Below are 16090 nucleotides of genomic sequence, written 5' to 3' on the forward strand. Positions count from 1 at the left end.
CCGCCCGCGCGCGGCGCGGACACGGCGAAGGGCCCGGCCCCCGGAGCAGGGGCGGGCCCATCGGTCGTACCGCGGTGTCCGTACCGGTCAGCGCACCGGGGCGCCCGGCCGCTGCTGCGGCGCGATGCCCAGGGCCGTCGTGTACATGGACAGCGCCAGCTTGCCGATCGCCGGATAGGCGCCGAGCGGCTCGGCCACGGCGCAGCCCGCTTCCTTCGCCGCCACTTCGAGGAGGCCGCCGTCGACCTCCGGGCCGATCAGGTACGGGGCGAGCGCGAGCTGCGCCGAACCGGAGGAGCGCAGCTGCTCCGCCACGGCCGCGACCGAGCCCTCCGCGTCCAGGGCGGCCGCCATCACCGGCACCGCGAGGCGCGCGGCGAGCAGCATGCCGGTGATCCCGGCGGCCTGCACGGCCTCGTCGCCGCCGACGGTGGCCAGGACGATGCCGTCGGCCGCCGTCGCGACCGTGAACAGGCGGGCGCGGTCGGCGCGGGCCAGACCGGCCTCGGACAGCCGCACGTGCAGCGCCTCGGCGAGCAGCGGGTGCGGGCCGAGCACGTCGGTCACCTCGGCGGCGGCGCCGCTGGCCGCGACGGCCTCACGGACGCGCGCGGTCAGCGCGCTGTCGGGGCCCGCGAGCAGCGGCACCACGACGGCGACGGGCCCCTCGGGGGCGCTGGCCTCGACGCCCGCGGCGAGCGCCTGCTCGTAGCGGGCGGTGCGCTGGGCGGCGGCGTGCGCGAGCACGGCCTTCAGGCTCGGGAACTCGGTGCGCGGGCTCAGGAACTCGGTGGAATCGGCGTCCTCCCCGTCCACGAAGCCGATTCTCGCGTCGAGGCCGGGCAGCTCGGAGCGCGCGATGCTGGCGACCTCTTCGGCGAGGCCGCGCGTGGTCGTACCGGGAACGCCCGGCACGGCGAGGACGAGCGCGGGCGCGCCCTCGGGAGCCACGACGGGCTCCGGACGTCGGTGCCGCCCCGGCTGGCGGGGACGCGGCATTCGTACGGGCAGGCCGGATGCGGGCCCATTGGGGGAGCTCATGGCGCCGCATGCTACTGGCTTGAGGGGCCTCCACGTTCGGGGAGGGTGCAGGTCAGCGGCATAAGTCCGCTTTGTCGGGGGAGTGGTGTCGCTGTCAACAACATGCCTGGTCCAAGGCCCGCGCACGCCGTACGGCGTGCGCGCGGGCCGGTCGGTCCGTCAGGTGCGGCCGGTCACCGTGACCGGGCACTCCGTCCCGTGCGAACCGGTCACTCACTCACGTACAACAGGTGCGGATCGCGCGGCAGCTTGAGGGTCCCGTTGGCCAGGTCCACGGCGATCCGGACGGCGCCGTTGAGCGGGTCGCCCGCCGCCGCGACGCGCCGCGCACCCGGAAGACGCTCCGTCAGTTCCGCTTCCAGCGGGCCGACCAGCACGTCGCCCAGCTTCAACAGGCCGCCGGTCAGGGCGACTTCGCACCCTTGGCCAAGGCCATCGGGTCCGGGAGCGGAGCCGGGCCCCGCACCCGGGCAGACCGCCGCCGCCGCGTCCGCGATGTGCCCCGCCGCCTCGCGCAGCACCCGGGCGGCCACCGGGTCGCCCTCCGCCGCGCAGTACCCCACGTCGGGCGCGAACGACGCCAGGACCGCGGGCCGGTCGGGCCGCGGGTACAGCGCCCCCGGCAGGCCCGACAGGGGCGGCCGAACCGGGTCTCCGCGCGGGCCCGCAGCGCCGCCGAGCCGCCGCGCCGCCCGTCGAACGCCCGCATCGCTGCTTCCAGGCCCGCCCGCCCGATCCACGCGCCGCCGCCGCAGTCACCCAGCAGATGGCCCCAGCCGTCCGCGCGCCGCCACGCCGTCAGGTCCGTGCCGAGCGCGACCAGGCCGGTGCCCGCGGCGACGACCGCGCCGGGCCGCTGGCCGAGCGCGCCCGCGTACGCGGTGACGGCGTCCGCGGCGAGCGCCACCCGGTCCACGCCGAACGCCTCCGCGAGGGCGGACGGCAGCCGCTGGCGCAGGTCGTCGCCGAGCGAGCCCATCCCGGCGGCGCCGACCGCCACGGCGGCCAGCCGCGCGCCGCCCGCCGCGTCCAGCAACCGCCGCACCATCGGCGTCAGTTGCTCCAGCATGTGCCCGGCGTCGATGCCGCGCGGGCCCGTGCGCACCGGCACGTCGGACCGCAGCGGCCCCGGAGGCAGGGGGCCGTCGCCCGCCACGGCGAGGGCGACGCGCAGGCCCGAGCCGCCCGAGTCCACGCCGAGGACAGCGCCGGGTTCCGTCACGGCAGCCGCCAGTCCACCGGCTGCGCGCCCTGCCGCACCAGCAGGTCGTTGGCCCGGCTGAACGGCCGGGAGCCGAAGAAGCCGCGGTCCGCCGACATCGGCGACGGGTGCGAGGACTCCACCGACGGCAACTGGCCGAGCAGCGGCCGCAGATTGCGCGCGTCCCGTCCCCACAGGATCGACACCAGCGGGCGGCCGCGCGCCGCGAGCGCGCGGATGGCCTGCTCGGTGACCTCCTCCCAGCCCTTGCCGCGGTGCGCGCCCGGCTTGCGCGGCGCCGTCGTCAGGGCCCTGTTCAGCAGCAGGACGCCCTGCTGGGTCCACGGCGTCAGGTCGCCGTTGGACGGCTGGGGCAGACCCAGGTCCGTGTGCAGCTCCCGGTAGATGTTGATCAGGCTGCCGGGCAGCGGTCTGACGTCGGGGGCCACCGAGAACGACAGGCCCACCGCGTGCCCGGGGGTGGGATACGGGTCCTGGCCGACGATCAGCACGCGCACCTCGTCGAACGGCTGCTGGAAGGCGCGCAGCACATTCGCTCCGGCGGGCAGGTAGGTGCGGCCCGCGGCGATCTCCGCGCGCAGGAAGTCACCCATGGAGGCGATCCGGTCGGCCACCGGTTCCAGGGCCTTGGCCCAACCGGCTTCGACGATTTCATGCAAGGGTCGTGGTGCCACGGAGCGTCACTCTACTGCCGTACACGCGGGCCGGATCAACCGCTGGCCGACGGCCGTTCGTACCGTCGGCCCCGGGGTGCCTCCGGGCGTCGGCGCGGCGGCCGTTCAGCCGACGACGGCGGCGCGCACGCACAGCACGTCCGGGAGGTGCGAGGCCAGTTCCCGCCAGGTGTCGCCGTCGTCCGCCGACGCGTACACCTCGCCGTTGCGGTTGCCGAAGTACAGGCCCGCCGGGTCCGCGCCGTCCGTGCACATCGCGTCCCGCAGCACCGTGCCGTAGTGGTCGCCCTGGGGCAGGCCCGCGCTCAGCGGCTCCCAGCTCTTGCCCGCGTCCTGCGTGCGGTAGACGCGACAGCGGTGGTCGGCGGGGACGCGGTCCGCGTCCGCGTTGATCGGGAAGACGTACGCCGTGTCGCCGCGGTGGGGGTGGGCCACCGCGGCGAAGCCGAAGTCCGACGGCAGGCCCTCCCCGATGTCGGTCCAGTGGGCGCCCGCGTCGTCGCTTCGATACACCCCCCAGTGGTTCTGCAGGTAGAGGCGGTCGGGGTCGGCCGCGTCCCTGGCCACCTTGTGCACGCACTGCCCGAACTCCGGGTCCGGCTCGGGCAGGAAGACCGCGGAGACGCCCGCGTTCGACGGCTGCCAGGTCGCGCCGCCGTCCCGCGTGCGGAACACGCCCGCCGCGGACACCGCGACCGTCACCGCGTCCTTGTCGCGGGCGTCCGTCAGGATCGTGTGCAGGCCCTCACCGCCGCCGCCCGGCTGCCACCGGGAGCGCGTCGGGTGCTCCCACAGCGGGCGGACCAGCGTGAAGCTCTCGCCGCGGTCCTCCGAGCGGTACAGCGCGGCGGGCTCCGTGCCCGCGTACACCACGTCCGGCTCGGCCGCCGCGGGGTGCAGCTGCCAGACCCGCTCCAGGGAGGCGCCGGTGTCCTGGGGAAACTTCACCGCGGGCTTCGACGGCTCGCTCCACGTGCGGCCCAGGTCGTCGGAGTGGAACACCGACGGTCCCCAGTGCGCGCTGTCGCCGCCGACCAGGACGCGGGGCGTCGCCGTCCGCGTGTCGATCGCGATCGAGTAGATCGCCTGCGCGTTGAAGTACGGCGCCTCGTCGAACTCCCATGCGCCGTTGGTGCGGCGGGCTACGAAGAGACCTTTGCGGGTGCCGATGGTGAGCAGGACGTTGGCCATGGCCGGCGCCTTTCTGGACGACGTTGTCTCAGGTACGGCTCAGTCTGCACGGAGGGTCTGACATTCACCCCCGGACGACACGGCCGCCCTGGTCAGAGGGGTCGCTCACCCGCCCGCCCCTTCTCCGCGCCGCGCCCCGCGGACGGGACCCAGCTGCCGCGCCACCTCGGCGATCTCTCCGGGACCCACCCGGCAGCAGCCGCCGATCAACCGGGCCCCCGCCTCGTACCAGGCCCTGACCTGGGTGGCCGTGAAGCGGGGCGGGTCCTGCCAGGCGCGGGTCGCGGGGTTCCAGGTCTCGCCCGAGTTGGGGTAGACCACGACCGGCTTGCCCGTGACGCGGGCCGCCAGGGGCACGGCGGTGTCCGCGTCGCGCGGGTCGCAGCAGTTGACGCCGACCGCGATGACCTCGTCGGCGTCGGCGGCCAGGGCGAAGGCCTCCGCCAGGGGCTGGCCCGCGCGGGTGCGGTCCCCGGAGACGCTGTACGAGAGCCAGGCGGGCACGCCGAGGCCCCGGACGGCGCGGAGCAGGGCGCGGGCCTCGACGGTGTCCGGGACGGTCTCCAGGGCGAGCACGTCGGGGGCGGCGTCGGACAGGACCTCCAGGCGCGGGCGGTGGAAGCGCTCCAGGTCGGCGACGCCCAGGCCGTAGTCGCCGCGGTACTCGGACCCGTCGGCGAGCATCGCCCCGTACGGGCCCGCGGACGCCGCCACCCACAGCGGGCGGTCCGCCGAGGCCAGGGCGGCGGCCTCCCGCGCCAGGCGCACGCTCAGGCGCAGCAGCTCCGCCGTGCTGACCGCGTCGACGCCGTGCCGCGCGAAGCCCTCGAAGGTGGCCTGGTAGCTGGCGGTGATGACGACGTCGGCGCCCGCCTCGTAGTACGCGCGGTGCGCGTCCCGCAGGGCCTGCGGGTGCTCGGCGAGCAGCCGCGCCGACCACAGGTCGTCCGACAGGTCGTACCCCGCTGCCTGGAGCTGGTTGGACAGGCCGCCGTCGAGGACCAGGGGGCCCCGCGCGAGGGCCGCGGCCAGGGACACGCCGTCGCCGGGGGCCGCCTCCGTGCGCGCTGTGTCGTTCATAGGGCCGACGCTAGCCGAGGCGCCGCCGGAGGGAAGCGGCGGGCGACCCGGTGGTCCCGCGCCGTGCGGCTCGGCCACCACCGCGTGGAGCGCCCCCTGCACCCGTTCGACGAGGACGCGTACGACGACGGCGCGGGCCCCGCCCTGACCCCGGCCCTCTTGCCCCCGCTGACCTCCTGAGACACCCTCAGCTCGGTCGGAGATCTCTTCCCCCGTGATCCCCCCATGATCCCACCCATGATCCCCCCCATGATCGCCTCACGTGATCAGCCCCCGCCGAGATCCGTCCCCACCTAGATCAGCCCCCAGAGAGGAACCGCCCGAGATGAAGCGCGCCGCCACGCTGTCCGCCCTGGTCTGCCTGCTCGCCGTCACCGCCGCCGCGCCCGCCGCCCCGCCCCAGTCGGGCGGGCGGCACCCGGGCGCCAAGGGGTCCTCCTGGACTCCGTACCGAGAACGGGCGTCCTGCGCGTCTGCACGACCGGCGACTACCGCCCCTTCACCCACCGCGAGGCCGACGGCTCGTACAGCGGCATCGACATCAAGATGGCCCGCGACCTCGCCAAGTCCCTCGACGCGCGGCCGAAGTTCGTCGCCACGACGTGGAAGGAGATCGTCGACGACGTCGCGGACCGGCGCTGCGACATCGCCGTCGGCGGCGTCTCCATCACCCTGCCGCGCGCCCGCGCGGTGTACTTCAGCGAGCCGACCCGCGAGGACGGCAAGACGCCGATCGCGCGCTGCGCCGACAAGGAGAAGTACGACACCCTGGAGCGGATCGACACCCCGGGCACCCGCGTCGTCGTCAACCCCGGCGGCACGAACGAGCAGTTCGCCCGCGCCCATCTGAAGCGGGCCACGATCACCGTCCACCCGGACAACACCACGATCTTCCAGGAGATCGTCGACGGCCGCGCCGACGTGATGATGACGGACGCGAGCGAGACCCGCTACCAGGCGCGGCTCCACCCCGAACTGTGCTCCCTCCACCCCGACAAGCCCTTCACGTTCGCCGAGAAGGCCTACGCGCTGCCGCGCGGAGACGAGCAGTTCAAGGAGTACGTCGACCAGTTCGTGCACCTGGCGACGCACGACGGGACGTACGCGGCGTACGAGAGCGAGTGGCTGGGGCGGCCGGAGCGGTAATCCGGTGGCTCCCGGTGGCCGGGCCGCGTACGGTGGCGCGGTCATCTCGGCTGGCCGGGCATCGCCCCAGGTCAGCGGCGTCTCACCAGGAAGTGGCAGGGCAGTGGAGCACAACGGTTGGGTCGACGAGCGGTACGGGGCGGTCGCGGACGCCTTCGCGGGGAACTTCACCGAGTTCCCCGAACTCGGCGCCGCGGTCACCGTGTTCGTGGACGGCCGCAAGGTCGTCGACCTGTGGGGCGGCGTCGCCGACGAGCGCACCGGCAGGGCCTGGCAGCAGGACACGGTCGTGCCGGTGTTCTCCTGCGCCAAGGGGGTCGTCAGCCTCTGTACGCATCTGCTCGCGCAGGAGGGCCGCCTGGACCTGGACGCGCCGGTGGCCCGGTACTGGCCCGAGTTCGCCGCCCACGGCAAGGAGGCCGTCACGCCCCGCATGGTCCTCGGCCACCGCGCGGGCCTGCCCGTCCTCGACCGCACCCTGACCTTCGAGGAGATCGCCCGCTGGACCCCGGTGGTCCGGGCGATCGAGGAGCAGCGGCCGCTGTGGGCGCCGGGCGAGGCGTTCGAGTACCACGCGCACGTGTTCGGCTTCCTCCTTGGCGAACTGATCCGCCGGGTCACCGGACTCACCCCGGGCGCCTACTTCCGCGAGGCGGTCGCCCCCGGCCTCGGTGGCCCCGGCGCCGAGACCTGGATCGGCCTGCCCGAAGCGGAGACCGGGCGCCTGGCGCGGCTCGCCGAGGCCGAGGGGCGGCCCCCGATGCCCGGCCCGGAGTCCCTCATCATGCGCATGGTGACCATGAACGGCGCCTTCGCCTTCCCCGGCCTGGACGAGCCGCACGGCTGGAACGACCCGGAGCTGCTGCGCGCCGAGGTTCCCGGCGCGGGCGCGGTCTCCTCGGCGCGCGGCCTGGCCACGCTGTACGCGGCCGCCGCCACGGGAGTCGACGGCTCGGCCCGGCTGCTCGCGCCGGACACCCTCACGGACGCGCTGGCCGAGCGGTCGTCCGGCGCCACCTGGTCCGGCTTCCCCGACCTCGGCGTGCGCTGGGGCTCGGGCTTCCTGCTCGACTCGGCGTTCCGGCCCATGCTGGGCGCCCGCAGCTTCGGCAACGACGGCGCGGGCGGCCAGTTCGCCTTCGGCGACGACGAGTTCGGCGTGGGCTTCGCGTACGTGGCCAACCGGATGGTCGGCCACGGCGACGCCCGCGCTAACCGGCTGGTGACGGCGGTACGGGAGTGCCTGGGCGCCTAGGGCCTGTCGTCACATCCCCCGCCTGCCGGGCGAACGGCGGGGGACTTGACGACAGGCCCTAGCGGAGGCGGGGGCGCCGCACCGGCACGCCCTGCGGTTCGTGGCGTTCGCGGGCGAGGAGGGGCCCGCTTCTGGTCGCCCTGCCTCGGCAGCAAGTTCGCCGCCGGTGCGCTTCCCCTCGTTCGTACCCCTCGTCATCGTCATCGTCGTGAGACGCGGCTGTAGTGATTGTCGAGCCAGCCCGAACCGGCCGCTGTTCTGGCGCGGGCAGAGCGGTGCGGACGCCCTCCTGAACTGAGGGCTTGCGGCTCGCTTGACGGTTCGCTCGCGTTCCGTGCCAGTCGGACGCAACCCCCGGCTGCGAGTCTCCCCGTGAGATCCGGCAACCGCTCGTCGAGGCCGCGTCCTGCCCCGGGTACCTCCAGGGGCGGTGACCCGCCGCGGACGCCGGTGTGCCGATGGCCATCCGCGAAGGAGCTTGCCTCATGTCCACATCCTCGGCGGCACGGATTCCCGGCTCGGACCGGACCGCGCGATGGGTCCGTGCCGACCGTGACCGGCTCATCCACCCCAATCTCCCGAGCGGTGTCACGGAGCGCACCGTGATGGTCGAGGGGCAGGGGTGCTACGTACGCGACAGCTTGGGCAGGCGGTATCTGGATGCCGCGGCGGTGCTCGGCATGATGCAGGTGGGGCACGGGCGGGATGAGATCGTCAAGGCCGCCGCCGCCCAGATGGGCGCCCTGGAGTGCTTCCACCTCTGGGAGTCCATGAGCAACGCCAAGGCGATCGAGCTGGCCGTGCGGCTGGGTGACCTCGCCCCCACGGGTCTGGACCGGGTGTTCTTCACCAGCGGCGGGGCGGAGGGCAATGAGATCGCCTTGCGCATGGCGCGGTTCTTCCACCACCGCAGGGGCGAGCCCGAGCGGACGTGGATCCTGTCCCGCAAGACGGCCTACCACGGCATCGCCTACGGCGCCGGAAGCGTCTCGGGGCTGCCCGTGTACCACGAGGGCTTCGGGCCCTCGCTGCCGCACGTGCACCACCTGACGGCCCCCGACCCGTACCAGGGCGTCGGGTACGAGGGTGCGGACGTCACCGAGTTCTGCCTGCGTGAACTGCGGGAGACCATCGAACGGATCGGGCCGGACCGGATCGCGGCCATGATCGGCGAACCGGTCATGAGCGTCGGCGGCGCGGTCGTCCCCCCGCCGGACTACTGGCCCCGGGTCGCCGAGCTGCTTGACGCGCACGGCATCCTGCTGATCTTCGACGAGGTGGTCACGGCGTACGGGCGGACCGGGCACTGGTTCGCCGCCGAGCACTTCGGAGTGCGGCCGGACCTGCTGGTGACGGCGAAGGGCCTCACCTCCGGCTATGTCCCGCACGGCGCGGTGCTCGTCACCGAGGAGGTGGCGTCCGCGGTGACCGCGGCCAACGGGTTCCCGATCGGCTTCACGTACACCGGGCATCCCACCGCCTGTGCGGTCGCGCTCGCCAACCTGGACCTCATCGAACGCGAGAAGCTCCTCGACAACGCGACGGCGATCGGTGGCCACCTGGCTGACAGGCTGGCCGCGTTGTCCGAGCTGCCTGTCGTCGGCGAGGTGCGCCAGCTCGGTCTGATGCTGGGCATCGAGCTGGTCGCGGACAAGACGACGCGGACGCAACTGCCCACCGGCACGGCCCCGGTGGCACAGGCACTGCGCGAGGAGGCGGGCATCGTCCTGCGGGGCAACCCGCGGTCCCTCCTGATCAATCCGCCCCTGGTGCTGAATCGGGCCGAGGCCGACGAACTGGCCGACGGACTCCACGCGGTCCTCGCCCGCGTCGGACCCGACGGCCAGGTCCGGCCCTGAGCCCTCGGCCCCACACAGGCCCTTGGGCCCCGCGGACGGCCGACCCGTCGTCCGCCCCTCGCCCCTGGATCGGAGGAACACCCCATGACGCTCTTGGACCTCACCCCGGACGAACTGCTCACGACCACCCGCTCCGTACGCAGACGGCTCGACCTGACCCGGCCGGTCCCGCTGGAACTCGTCGAGGACTGCGTCCGCGTCGCCCTTCAGGCCCCGACGGGCAGCAACCGGCAGAGCTGGCACTGGATGGTCGTGACGGACGCACGGCAGCGGGCCTTGATCGGCGGCTACTACCGGCGTGCGGTGCGGGAGTACCTGCGGTCGGAGGGGAGCTGCGCGTCGCTGTTCCCCGAGGACCCGGCACGCCACGCGGTGCAGCGGCGCGTGGGCGACAGCGTCGCCCACCTGGGCGAGCACATGGCCGAGGTGCCCGTCCACGTCATCCCCTGCCTCGACGTGAACGGCGCTCCCGAGTACAACGAGGCGGGCAAGTGGGGCTCGATCATCCAAGCCGCGTGGAGCTACATGCTCGCCGCGCGGGCGCGTCGGCTCGGGACCGCCTGGACCACCCTGCACCTGATGTACGAGAAGGAGATCGCGGAGCTGCTCGGCCTGCCGGACGGCGTCGTCCAGGCGGCGCTCATCCCGACGGCGTTCTCCCTCGGCACACAGTTCAGGCCCGCCGCGCGGCAGCCCCTCGACCAGGTGCTCCACGTGGACACGTGGTAGGCGGAGGAACCCACCCATGAGGCACGACGACGGATCACCCCTGCCGAATCGCGCACTCGGGGGACTCACGCTGCCCGCGCAGGGCCTTGGCTGTCTGAGCATGACCTCCTTCTACGCGTCGGCCGACCCCGCCGAGGCGGTCGCCACCGTGCGGCACGCCATCGACCGGGGCGTCACCCTGCTGGACACGGCGGACGTGCAGGGACTCGGCGACGGCGAGCGACTGCTCGGGAAGGCGGTCGCGGGCTGCCGGGACCGCGTGCTGATCTCCACGAAGGTCGGTCTGGAACGCGACCGCGACGGGAGGTTCCTCGGCGTACGGGGCGACCGGGCGTACATCCGGGAGCGCTGCCACGCCTCGCTGCGCCGTCTGGGCGTCGACCACCTCGACTTCTACGTCAAGCACTGGGCGGCTCCCGGCGAGCGGGTGGAGGAGGCGGTCGGCGCCCTGGCGGAACTCGTCACGGAGGGCAAGGTGCGGCATCTGTGCCTCTCCGAGGTCTGTGCCGACACCGTCCGCCGCGCCCACGCGGTGCACCCCGTCACCGCCGTCCAGAGTGAGTGGTCGCTGGTGAGCCGGGGCATCGAGGCCCAGGTGCTGCCCGTCTGCCGGGAGCTGGGCATCGGCGTCATCGCGTCGTGCCCGCTGGGGCGCGGGCTGCTGACCGGACACATCGCCTCGGTCGCCGACCTCGGCCCGGCGGCGGACTTCCGGCGCACCCTGCCCCGCTTCGAGCCTGTCCACCTCGTACGCAACCAAGCGGTCGTGGACGCGCTGCGGCCCCTGGCCGCGAGCCGCGGCCTGTCCGTCGCCCAGCTCGCCCTGGCCTGGCTCCACCACCAGGGCGACGACGTCGTGCCCATCCCGGGCACCAGTCGCCGCGACCACCTGGCGGAGAACCTGGGCGCCGCCTTCGTCGCGCTGACCGCCGAGGAGCTGCGGACCGTGGAGAGCGCGGTGTCGGCCGCGGGTGTCCACGGCGAGCGGTATCCGCCCTTCCTGATGCGGCTCGTCGACAACTGAGCCGCCTTCCCGGCACGAGCGGAGGAACGAGAACGTGCGATTCCTGCAACTCGACCACGAGGTCTGTGAAGAGCTCCTGCCCGGCCTCGCCGACCGTCTCGCCGGTGTGCCGTTCGACGAGCTGGAGTCCCCGGCGAGCCCGGCCATCGCGTTGTTCAAGGAGTACGGCGGCACCAACCTCCTGGTCCCCCGCGACTACGGCGGGATCGGCGCCTGCGCGCTCGACGCCGTCAGGGTGATCCGCGCGCTGGCGTCGCTCGCCCCGTCCCTTGCGGTGGCCACCGCGATGCACCACTTCTCGGTCGGCATGCTGTTCTCCGTGGGGCCGCTCTACGAGAGCGGCACCAGCATCCACACGTCCGTGCTCGACGTGGTCGCGAAGAACCGTTCGCTCATCGCGTCGGGCTACGCGGAGGGGCGCTCCGGGCGCGGCATCCTCACCCCCACCGTCGAGGCCCGCGAGACGGCCGGTGGCTATCTCGTCAGTGGCTCCAAGAAGCCGTGCAGCCTCTCGCGTTCGATGGACTTCCTCACGGCGAGCGTCGCGCTGCCCGGGCGCGACGGGGACACCGGGATGGGTCTTCTGGTGCTTCCCGCCGCCACGCCGGGCATCTCCGTGCACGAGTTCTGGTCGACGTTCCCGCTGGCCGGAGCGGAGAGCCACGAGGTCCGCCTCACCGATGTGTTCGCCCGGGCGGAGCACGTCCTGCGGGCCCCGGCGAACGCCGCCGAGAAGCTTGACGAGCTCAACGAGGCCGGGGTGATCTGGTTCCAGATGATCGTGGCCGCCTCGTACACCGGCGTGGCCAGCGCGCTGGTCGATCTCGTCCTGCGCGAGCGGCGCGGCCCTGCCGGGGAGCGGGCCCAGCTGTGTCTGCTCATCGAATCCGCGGCGTCCCTGGTGGAGGGGGTGGCCCGCCGGATCATGGACGGCGACCTCGGCAACGACTGTGCCGCCGCCTCCCTGTTCACCCGCTTCTCCGTGCAGGACATCATCACCCGGGCCGTCTCCCAGGCGGTCGAGATGCTGGGCGGGATGGCCTTCGTCACCTCGCCGAGGATCGCGTGCCTGGCCTCCGCCGCGCAGGCCGTCGTCTTCCATCCCCCCTCGCGGATGAGCATGAGCGAGGCGGTCGTCGACTACTACACGGGCAAGCCGCTGCTGTTCTCGTAGTGAGCCCGCTGGCGACGACAGCGCGTCTGACAGCGCCGTCACGGCCGTGGTCCGGCCCGACGCGCACGTGTGGGGGCGCCGATACCGGCGCCCCCACACGTGCGCGTCGGATCAGCGGCGCGGCACGAAGTCCACCACGTCACCGGCTCGCTCCCCGCCCGACAACTGCCCGTTGCGCTCGGTGCGGATGTAGACCCGGTGCAGCCACCGGTCCTTGCCGTCCCAGCGCGGTACGAAGGGGGTACGGGCGTGTGTCGTACGGAAGTTGTCGACGATGAGCAGGTCGCCGGGGACCAGGTACACGGCTTCGCGGATCTCGTCGAGGGCCTTGGAGAGGGTGGTGACGGCCTCGATGTCGGCGGCGTCCTGGGGGGCGAGCAACTCGCGGTCGTACCCGAGGTACGGGTCCCGCGGGTCGCCGTAGAGCGGCTTGACGTTCGCCAGGGCGCCGGGGTCGTCGGCGCCCCCGCGGAAGGCGACGTCCACGCAGCAGGGCAGCGGCCGGTCGAAGAGGCGGTCGCGTACGGCGTCCGGCAGCAAGGGGAGCGCCTTGCGGATGGAGCCGACGAGGGTGGCCGCCGTGTGCTCGTGGTCCGCCCGGGAGCACGCGAGCAGCACGTAGTTCGGCTGACGCACGTGGTAGGCCATCTCGGTGTGGAACTCGAGCAGGGTCTCGGAGGTCTCGGAGGAGAGGTAGTGCGCGCCCGGTGACGGGTAGACGTCGTGGTACACGGTGGCGGAGCGCAGTTCCCGGTAGCCGGTGTGCAGGCCGAGGCGGCGTCCGACGACGGCGAGCATGGCCTCCTGGTTCAGGAGCGGCCGGTCCACGGGCGCGGGCGTGCTGTCGGGGGTGCGCGGCAGGGCGTCGTCGTCCTCCACCGGCAGGCCCCGCAGCAGGAGGTATCCGTTGCGGTTTCCGTCGGCTCGGAAGGCGTCGAGCGTCCCGGCCAGCGGAGCGGGCAGCGCGTCGGCGGCCGTGCCCGCCGCGGCGAGGAATCCGTGGAGGTCCCTGCGGGGGACCCGGGGCAGCCGCGCGGCCAGCTCCAGCAGGCGCGCGGAGTACGGGGAGCAGTCGAGCTCGGTCATGGGGAGGTCCTTTCTCGGGTGTGTGCGCGGGCGTACTGGTAGAGCAGCTCGGCGCCGATCTCGGAGGCGAGGAGGGAGGTGATGCCGCCGTGGTCGTAGGGCGGCGAGACCTCCATCACGTCGAAGCCCACGGGCCGCAGCGCGCCGACGTGGCGCAGCAGGGCGAGCACCTCGCGCGAGGTGGGGCCGCCCGGGGCGGGGGTGCCGGTGCCCGGGGCGAACGCCGGGTCCACGACGTCGACGTCCACCGACACGTAGACGGGTGCGTCGTCGAGGAGGGAGCGGACCAGCCGCCCGGCGTCCTCGGGCCCCAGGGCGCAGAACTCGTCGGAGGTGACGATCCGCACGCCGTGCCCGCGGGCGTAGTCGAGCGAGTCGGGCCGCGGGTTGTGGCCCCTGATGCCGATCTGCACCATGCGTGCCGCGTCGACGAGCTTCTCCTCGATGGCGTGCCGGAAGGGCGTGCCGTGGTGGTACTCGCCGCCGTAGACGGCGGGGTTGGTGTCGGAGTGGGCGTCCAGGTGCAGGACGGCGACCGGCCCGTGCCGGGCCGCGACGGCACGCAGCGCGGCCAGCGTCAGCGAGTGGTCGCCGCCGATCATGAGGAAGGCGGCGTTGCCGGCGAGCAGGCCGCTCAGCCTGTCCTGGGCGGTGGCCATGGCGATGTGCATGTTGAACGGGGTCAGGTCGATGTCACCGGCGTCGACGCAGTCGACGAGGTCGAAGGTGCCTGGCCCCCGGTCGATGCCGACGCCGTGGATGAGCCCGGACTCGCCGCGTACGGCGCGCGGGCCGAAGCGCGCGCCGGGCCGGTAGCTGGTGCCGCCGTCGTAAGGGGCGCCGATCACCACGACGTCCTTGCCGTGCGGTGCCGGGTCGTGCGGCAGGCGCATGAACGTGGGGATCTGCGCGTAGCGCGGCGAGACGGTGGTGTCGATGCGGTCCACGGTGCGGTCCCTTCCTTCCTGGGCGAGGTGCTGGTCGGTCGCGGGCGGTTCGTGGTGGTGCCGCGATCGAAGGGGGTGCGGCGGCCGAAGGGGGTGCGGCGATCGCGTGCGCGGTCACCGTGGGACCGGGTGGGCGCCGCGCGGCTCCCGGTCGGCGACGAGGCAGGCGATCGCGTCGACGGCCACCTCGTCCGGGTGCCGTCCGCCGACGACGACCTGGTCGAAGATCTCCCTGACGATCCGCTGTTTGGCCGGGCGCACACGGTCCTGCGGGACACCGCTGTCCTGGAGGAGCCGGGTGAACGACGACGTGGTGCCCGACCCCTCGTGCACGCCGAGTTTGGGGCGGACGACGACCTCGTGGGGCAGGACGCCGCTCATGGCGGCGCGCAGCACCCACTTGTCCCGCCCGTGGCGGTGCTTGAGCCCGGCCTCCACCGACACGAGGAGGTCGAGGACGTCGCGGTCCCAGTAGGGGTGGGTCGACCAGTGGCCAGCCACCGCGGAGAGGGCCGGTGTCATCTCGTTCAGGCCGTCGAAGGTGTTCATGTCGCGGCAGACGGCCTCCTCCAGGTGGGCGAGCCTGCCCTCCCGGTGCATTCCGCCGAGCGGGATGTCGGCCCCGTACCCGGTGAGCACGCGCCGACCGGCGGTGCCGTCGGCTCCCGTGCCGCTGAGGCGCAGGTACAGCGCGGTCAGCGGCAGCAGGTACTCGACGACGTCCGGGTCGAGGCACTCCGCCGCCCAGACCGCGTACGGCAGTTGCCGCAGCAGCTCCGGGGTCGGGATGGTGATCTCCTGGTGCGTGGAGCCGATGTGCCGGGCGACGACGCGTGCCTGCGGGAACTCGTCGGCCTCGTCGGTGCCCATGGAGACCGTGTCGATGGGGCCCGGCGACCGGCGGGCGGCCAGCGCCGCGACCGATGAGGAGTCGATGCCGCCCGAGAGCACCACCAGGGGCGTGCCCGCACCCGTGCGGGCCGCCACCGCGCGCTCCAGGGTGCGGCGGACGGCCTCGGCCGCTTCGTCCTCCGGCAGGATCCGGCGGGCCGACGGCGGCGCCCAGGTGCGGTGGGTGACGCACGTCCCGGTGGCCACCTCGATGTCCAGGGCCGTGCCCGCCGGGACCTGGTGGATGCCGAGCCGTCCGCGCACCGGCCGGGCCGGGGCGGGCCGCCCCCGAGGGGTGGTCCGCAGCGCCTTCGCCTCCGTCGCCGCCAGGACCCGGCCCGGGGCGACGGAGACGTACAGGGGCACCGACCCCGCGTGGTCCGTGGCGAGCACGGCGCGCCGGGAGTCCGTGAGCAGCGCGGCGAACCGCCCGTTGAGGAGCCGGAAGACGTGGGTGTCGTAGAGGTCGAAGAGGGCCAGGACCAGGGCGGCGTCGCTGTCCGGCAGCGCGCGGCCGGGCAGAAGGCCGAGCAGTTCGCCCTGGTGGTACAGCTCTCCGGCGAGGACAAGGGTCCTGTCCTGGTGGCGGGCGCACGCCTGGTCGGGTGCCCCGGAGTGCAGGAGGACGGCGTGCAGTGCGCGGTCGGCCGTCCGCTCGTGCCACCGGGCCCGGGAGCCGTGGGAGGCGAAGTCCGGTGCGAGGGGTCCGTCGCCGTCGAGGCGGACCTCCGCCTGGAAGCCGGTGGCGGCGGGAAGTGTCGCCTCCATGGC

At 73.9% G+C, this 16090-nt stretch carries 13 protein-coding genes and 1 pseudogene; 6 read left to right on the forward strand and 8 right to left on the reverse strand.

What is annotated here, in order from left to right:
* Positions 1-87: 87 nt before the first annotated feature.
* The 5 genes and pseudogenes from ACOBQU_RS34505 to mmuM form a co-directional block, all read right to left on the reverse strand.
* The gene (locus tag ACOBQU_RS34505) at positions 88-1041 is read right to left on the reverse strand and encodes a hypothetical protein (RefSeq protein WP_423632744.1); all 954 of its coding nucleotides are present in this window, start codon (positions 1039-1041) and stop codon (positions 88-90) included.
* Positions 1042-1250: 209 nt separating this feature from the next.
* Positions 1251-2263 (reverse strand): annotated as a pseudogene (locus ACOBQU_RS34510) (N-acetylglucosamine kinase).
* Positions 2260-2937: a uracil-DNA glycosylase gene (locus tag ACOBQU_RS34515; protein ID WP_423632746.1), complete on the reverse strand. Its 678-nt coding sequence runs from the start codon at positions 2935-2937 to the stop codon at positions 2260-2262. The pseudogene ACOBQU_RS34510 and the gene ACOBQU_RS34515 overlap by 4 nt, the downstream one beginning before the upstream one ends.
* A 105-nt stretch (positions 2938-3042) precedes the next feature.
* Complete coding sequence (locus ACOBQU_RS34520) at positions 3043-4128, reverse strand: WD40/YVTN/BNR-like repeat-containing protein (protein ID WP_423632748.1); 1086 nt, start codon at positions 4126-4128, stop codon at positions 3043-3045.
* A 105-nt stretch (positions 4129-4233) separates the two neighbouring features.
* Positions 4234-5208, reverse strand: a complete 975-nt coding sequence (mmuM, locus tag ACOBQU_RS34525) for a homocysteine S-methyltransferase (protein ID WP_423632750.1) — start codon at positions 5206-5208, stop codon at positions 4234-4236.
* Between the two features lie 465 nt (positions 5209-5673).
* Here mmuM and ACOBQU_RS34530 point away from each other — a divergent pair, with 465 nt between their 5' ends.
* The 6 genes from ACOBQU_RS34530 to ACOBQU_RS34555 all read left to right on the forward strand — a co-directional run bounded on the left by ACOBQU_RS34530 (position 5674) and on the right by ACOBQU_RS34555 (position 12395).
* Positions 5674-6354 carry a transporter substrate-binding domain-containing protein gene (locus tag ACOBQU_RS34530; protein ID WP_423634901.1) on the forward strand — a complete coding sequence of 227 codons (681 nt, stop codon included), beginning with the start codon at positions 5674-5676 and terminating at the stop codon, positions 6352-6354.
* A gap of 103 nt (positions 6355-6457) precedes the next feature.
* Positions 6458-7609 carry a serine hydrolase domain-containing protein gene (locus ACOBQU_RS34535; protein ID WP_423632752.1) on the forward strand — a complete coding sequence of 384 codons (1152 nt, stop codon included), beginning with the start codon at positions 6458-6460 and terminating at the stop codon, positions 7607-7609.
* Between the two features lie 485 nt (positions 7610-8094).
* Positions 8095-9468: an aspartate aminotransferase family protein gene (locus tag ACOBQU_RS34540; protein ID WP_423632754.1), complete on the forward strand. Its 1374-nt coding sequence runs from the start codon at positions 8095-8097 to the stop codon at positions 9466-9468.
* Between the two features lie 84 nt (positions 9469-9552).
* On the forward strand, positions 9553-10197 hold the full coding sequence (locus tag ACOBQU_RS34545; protein WP_423632756.1) for a nitroreductase family protein: 645 nt from the start codon (positions 9553-9555) through the stop codon (positions 10195-10197).
* 16 nt (positions 10198-10213) lie between these two features.
* Positions 10214-11221 (forward strand): aldo/keto reductase, encoded by a 1008-nt coding sequence (locus tag ACOBQU_RS34550; RefSeq protein ID WP_423632758.1) that lies wholly within the window; start codon positions 10214-10216, stop codon positions 11219-11221.
* Positions 11222-11255: 34 nt separating this feature from the next.
* Positions 11256-12395, forward strand: a complete 1140-nt coding sequence (locus ACOBQU_RS34555) for an acyl-CoA dehydrogenase (RefSeq protein WP_423632760.1) — start codon at positions 11256-11258, stop codon at positions 12393-12395.
* A gap of 111 nt (positions 12396-12506) precedes the next feature.
* Here ACOBQU_RS34555 and cs1 read toward each other — a convergent pair whose 3' ends face one another.
* The 3 genes from cs1 to ACOBQU_RS34570 form a co-directional block, all read right to left on the reverse strand.
* On the reverse strand, positions 12507-13481 hold the full coding sequence (gene cs1, locus ACOBQU_RS34560) for a clavaminate synthase Cs1 (protein WP_423632762.1): 975 nt from the start codon (positions 13479-13481) through the stop codon (positions 12507-12509).
* Positions 13478-14428, reverse strand: a complete 951-nt coding sequence (gene speB / locus ACOBQU_RS34565; RefSeq protein ID WP_423632764.1) for an agmatinase — start codon at positions 14426-14428, stop codon at positions 13478-13480. The genes cs1 and speB overlap by 4 nt, the downstream gene beginning before the upstream one ends.
* A 114-nt stretch (positions 14429-14542) precedes the next feature.
* Positions 14543-16087: an asparagine synthase-related protein gene (locus tag ACOBQU_RS34570; protein WP_423632766.1), complete on the reverse strand. Its 1545-nt coding sequence runs from the start codon at positions 16085-16087 to the stop codon at positions 14543-14545.
* Positions 16088-16090 lie beyond the last annotated feature (3 nt).

It is taken from the genome of Streptomyces sp. G45, from assembly GCF_049542095.1.
Classification (GTDB): domain Bacteria; phylum Actinomycetota; class Actinomycetes; order Streptomycetales; family Streptomycetaceae; genus Streptomyces.

Bases quoted from the DNA above. Each gene is read 5' to 3' on its own strand.
- mmuM (WP_423632750.1), bottom strand. From the start codon at position 5,208: ATGAACGACACAGCGCGCACGGAGGCGGCCCCCGGCGACGGCGTGTCC.
- ACOBQU_RS34540 (WP_423632754.1), top strand. From the start codon at position 8,095: ATGTCCACATCCTCGGCGGCACGGATTCCCGGCTCGGACCGGACCGCG.
- ACOBQU_RS34545 (WP_423632756.1), top strand. From the start codon at position 9,553: ATGACGCTCTTGGACCTCACCCCGGACGAACTGCTCACGACCACCCGC.
- ACOBQU_RS34570 (WP_423632766.1), bottom strand. From the start codon at position 16,087: ATGGAGGCGACACTTCCCGCCGCCACCGGCTTCCAGGCGGAGGTCCGC.
- ACOBQU_RS34550 (WP_423632758.1), top strand. From the start codon at position 10,214: ATGAGGCACGACGACGGATCACCCCTGCCGAATCGCGCACTCGGGGGA.
- cs1 (WP_423632762.1), bottom strand. From the start codon at position 13,481: ATGACCGAGCTCGACTGCTCCCCGTACTCCGCGCGCCTGCTGGAGCTG.
- ACOBQU_RS34520 (WP_423632748.1), bottom strand. From the start codon at position 4,128: ATGGCCAACGTCCTGCTCACCATCGGCACCCGCAAAGGTCTCTTCGTA.
- ACOBQU_RS34505 (WP_423632744.1), bottom strand. From the start codon at position 1,041: ATGAGCTCCCCCAATGGGCCCGCATCCGGCCTGCCCGTACGAATGCCG.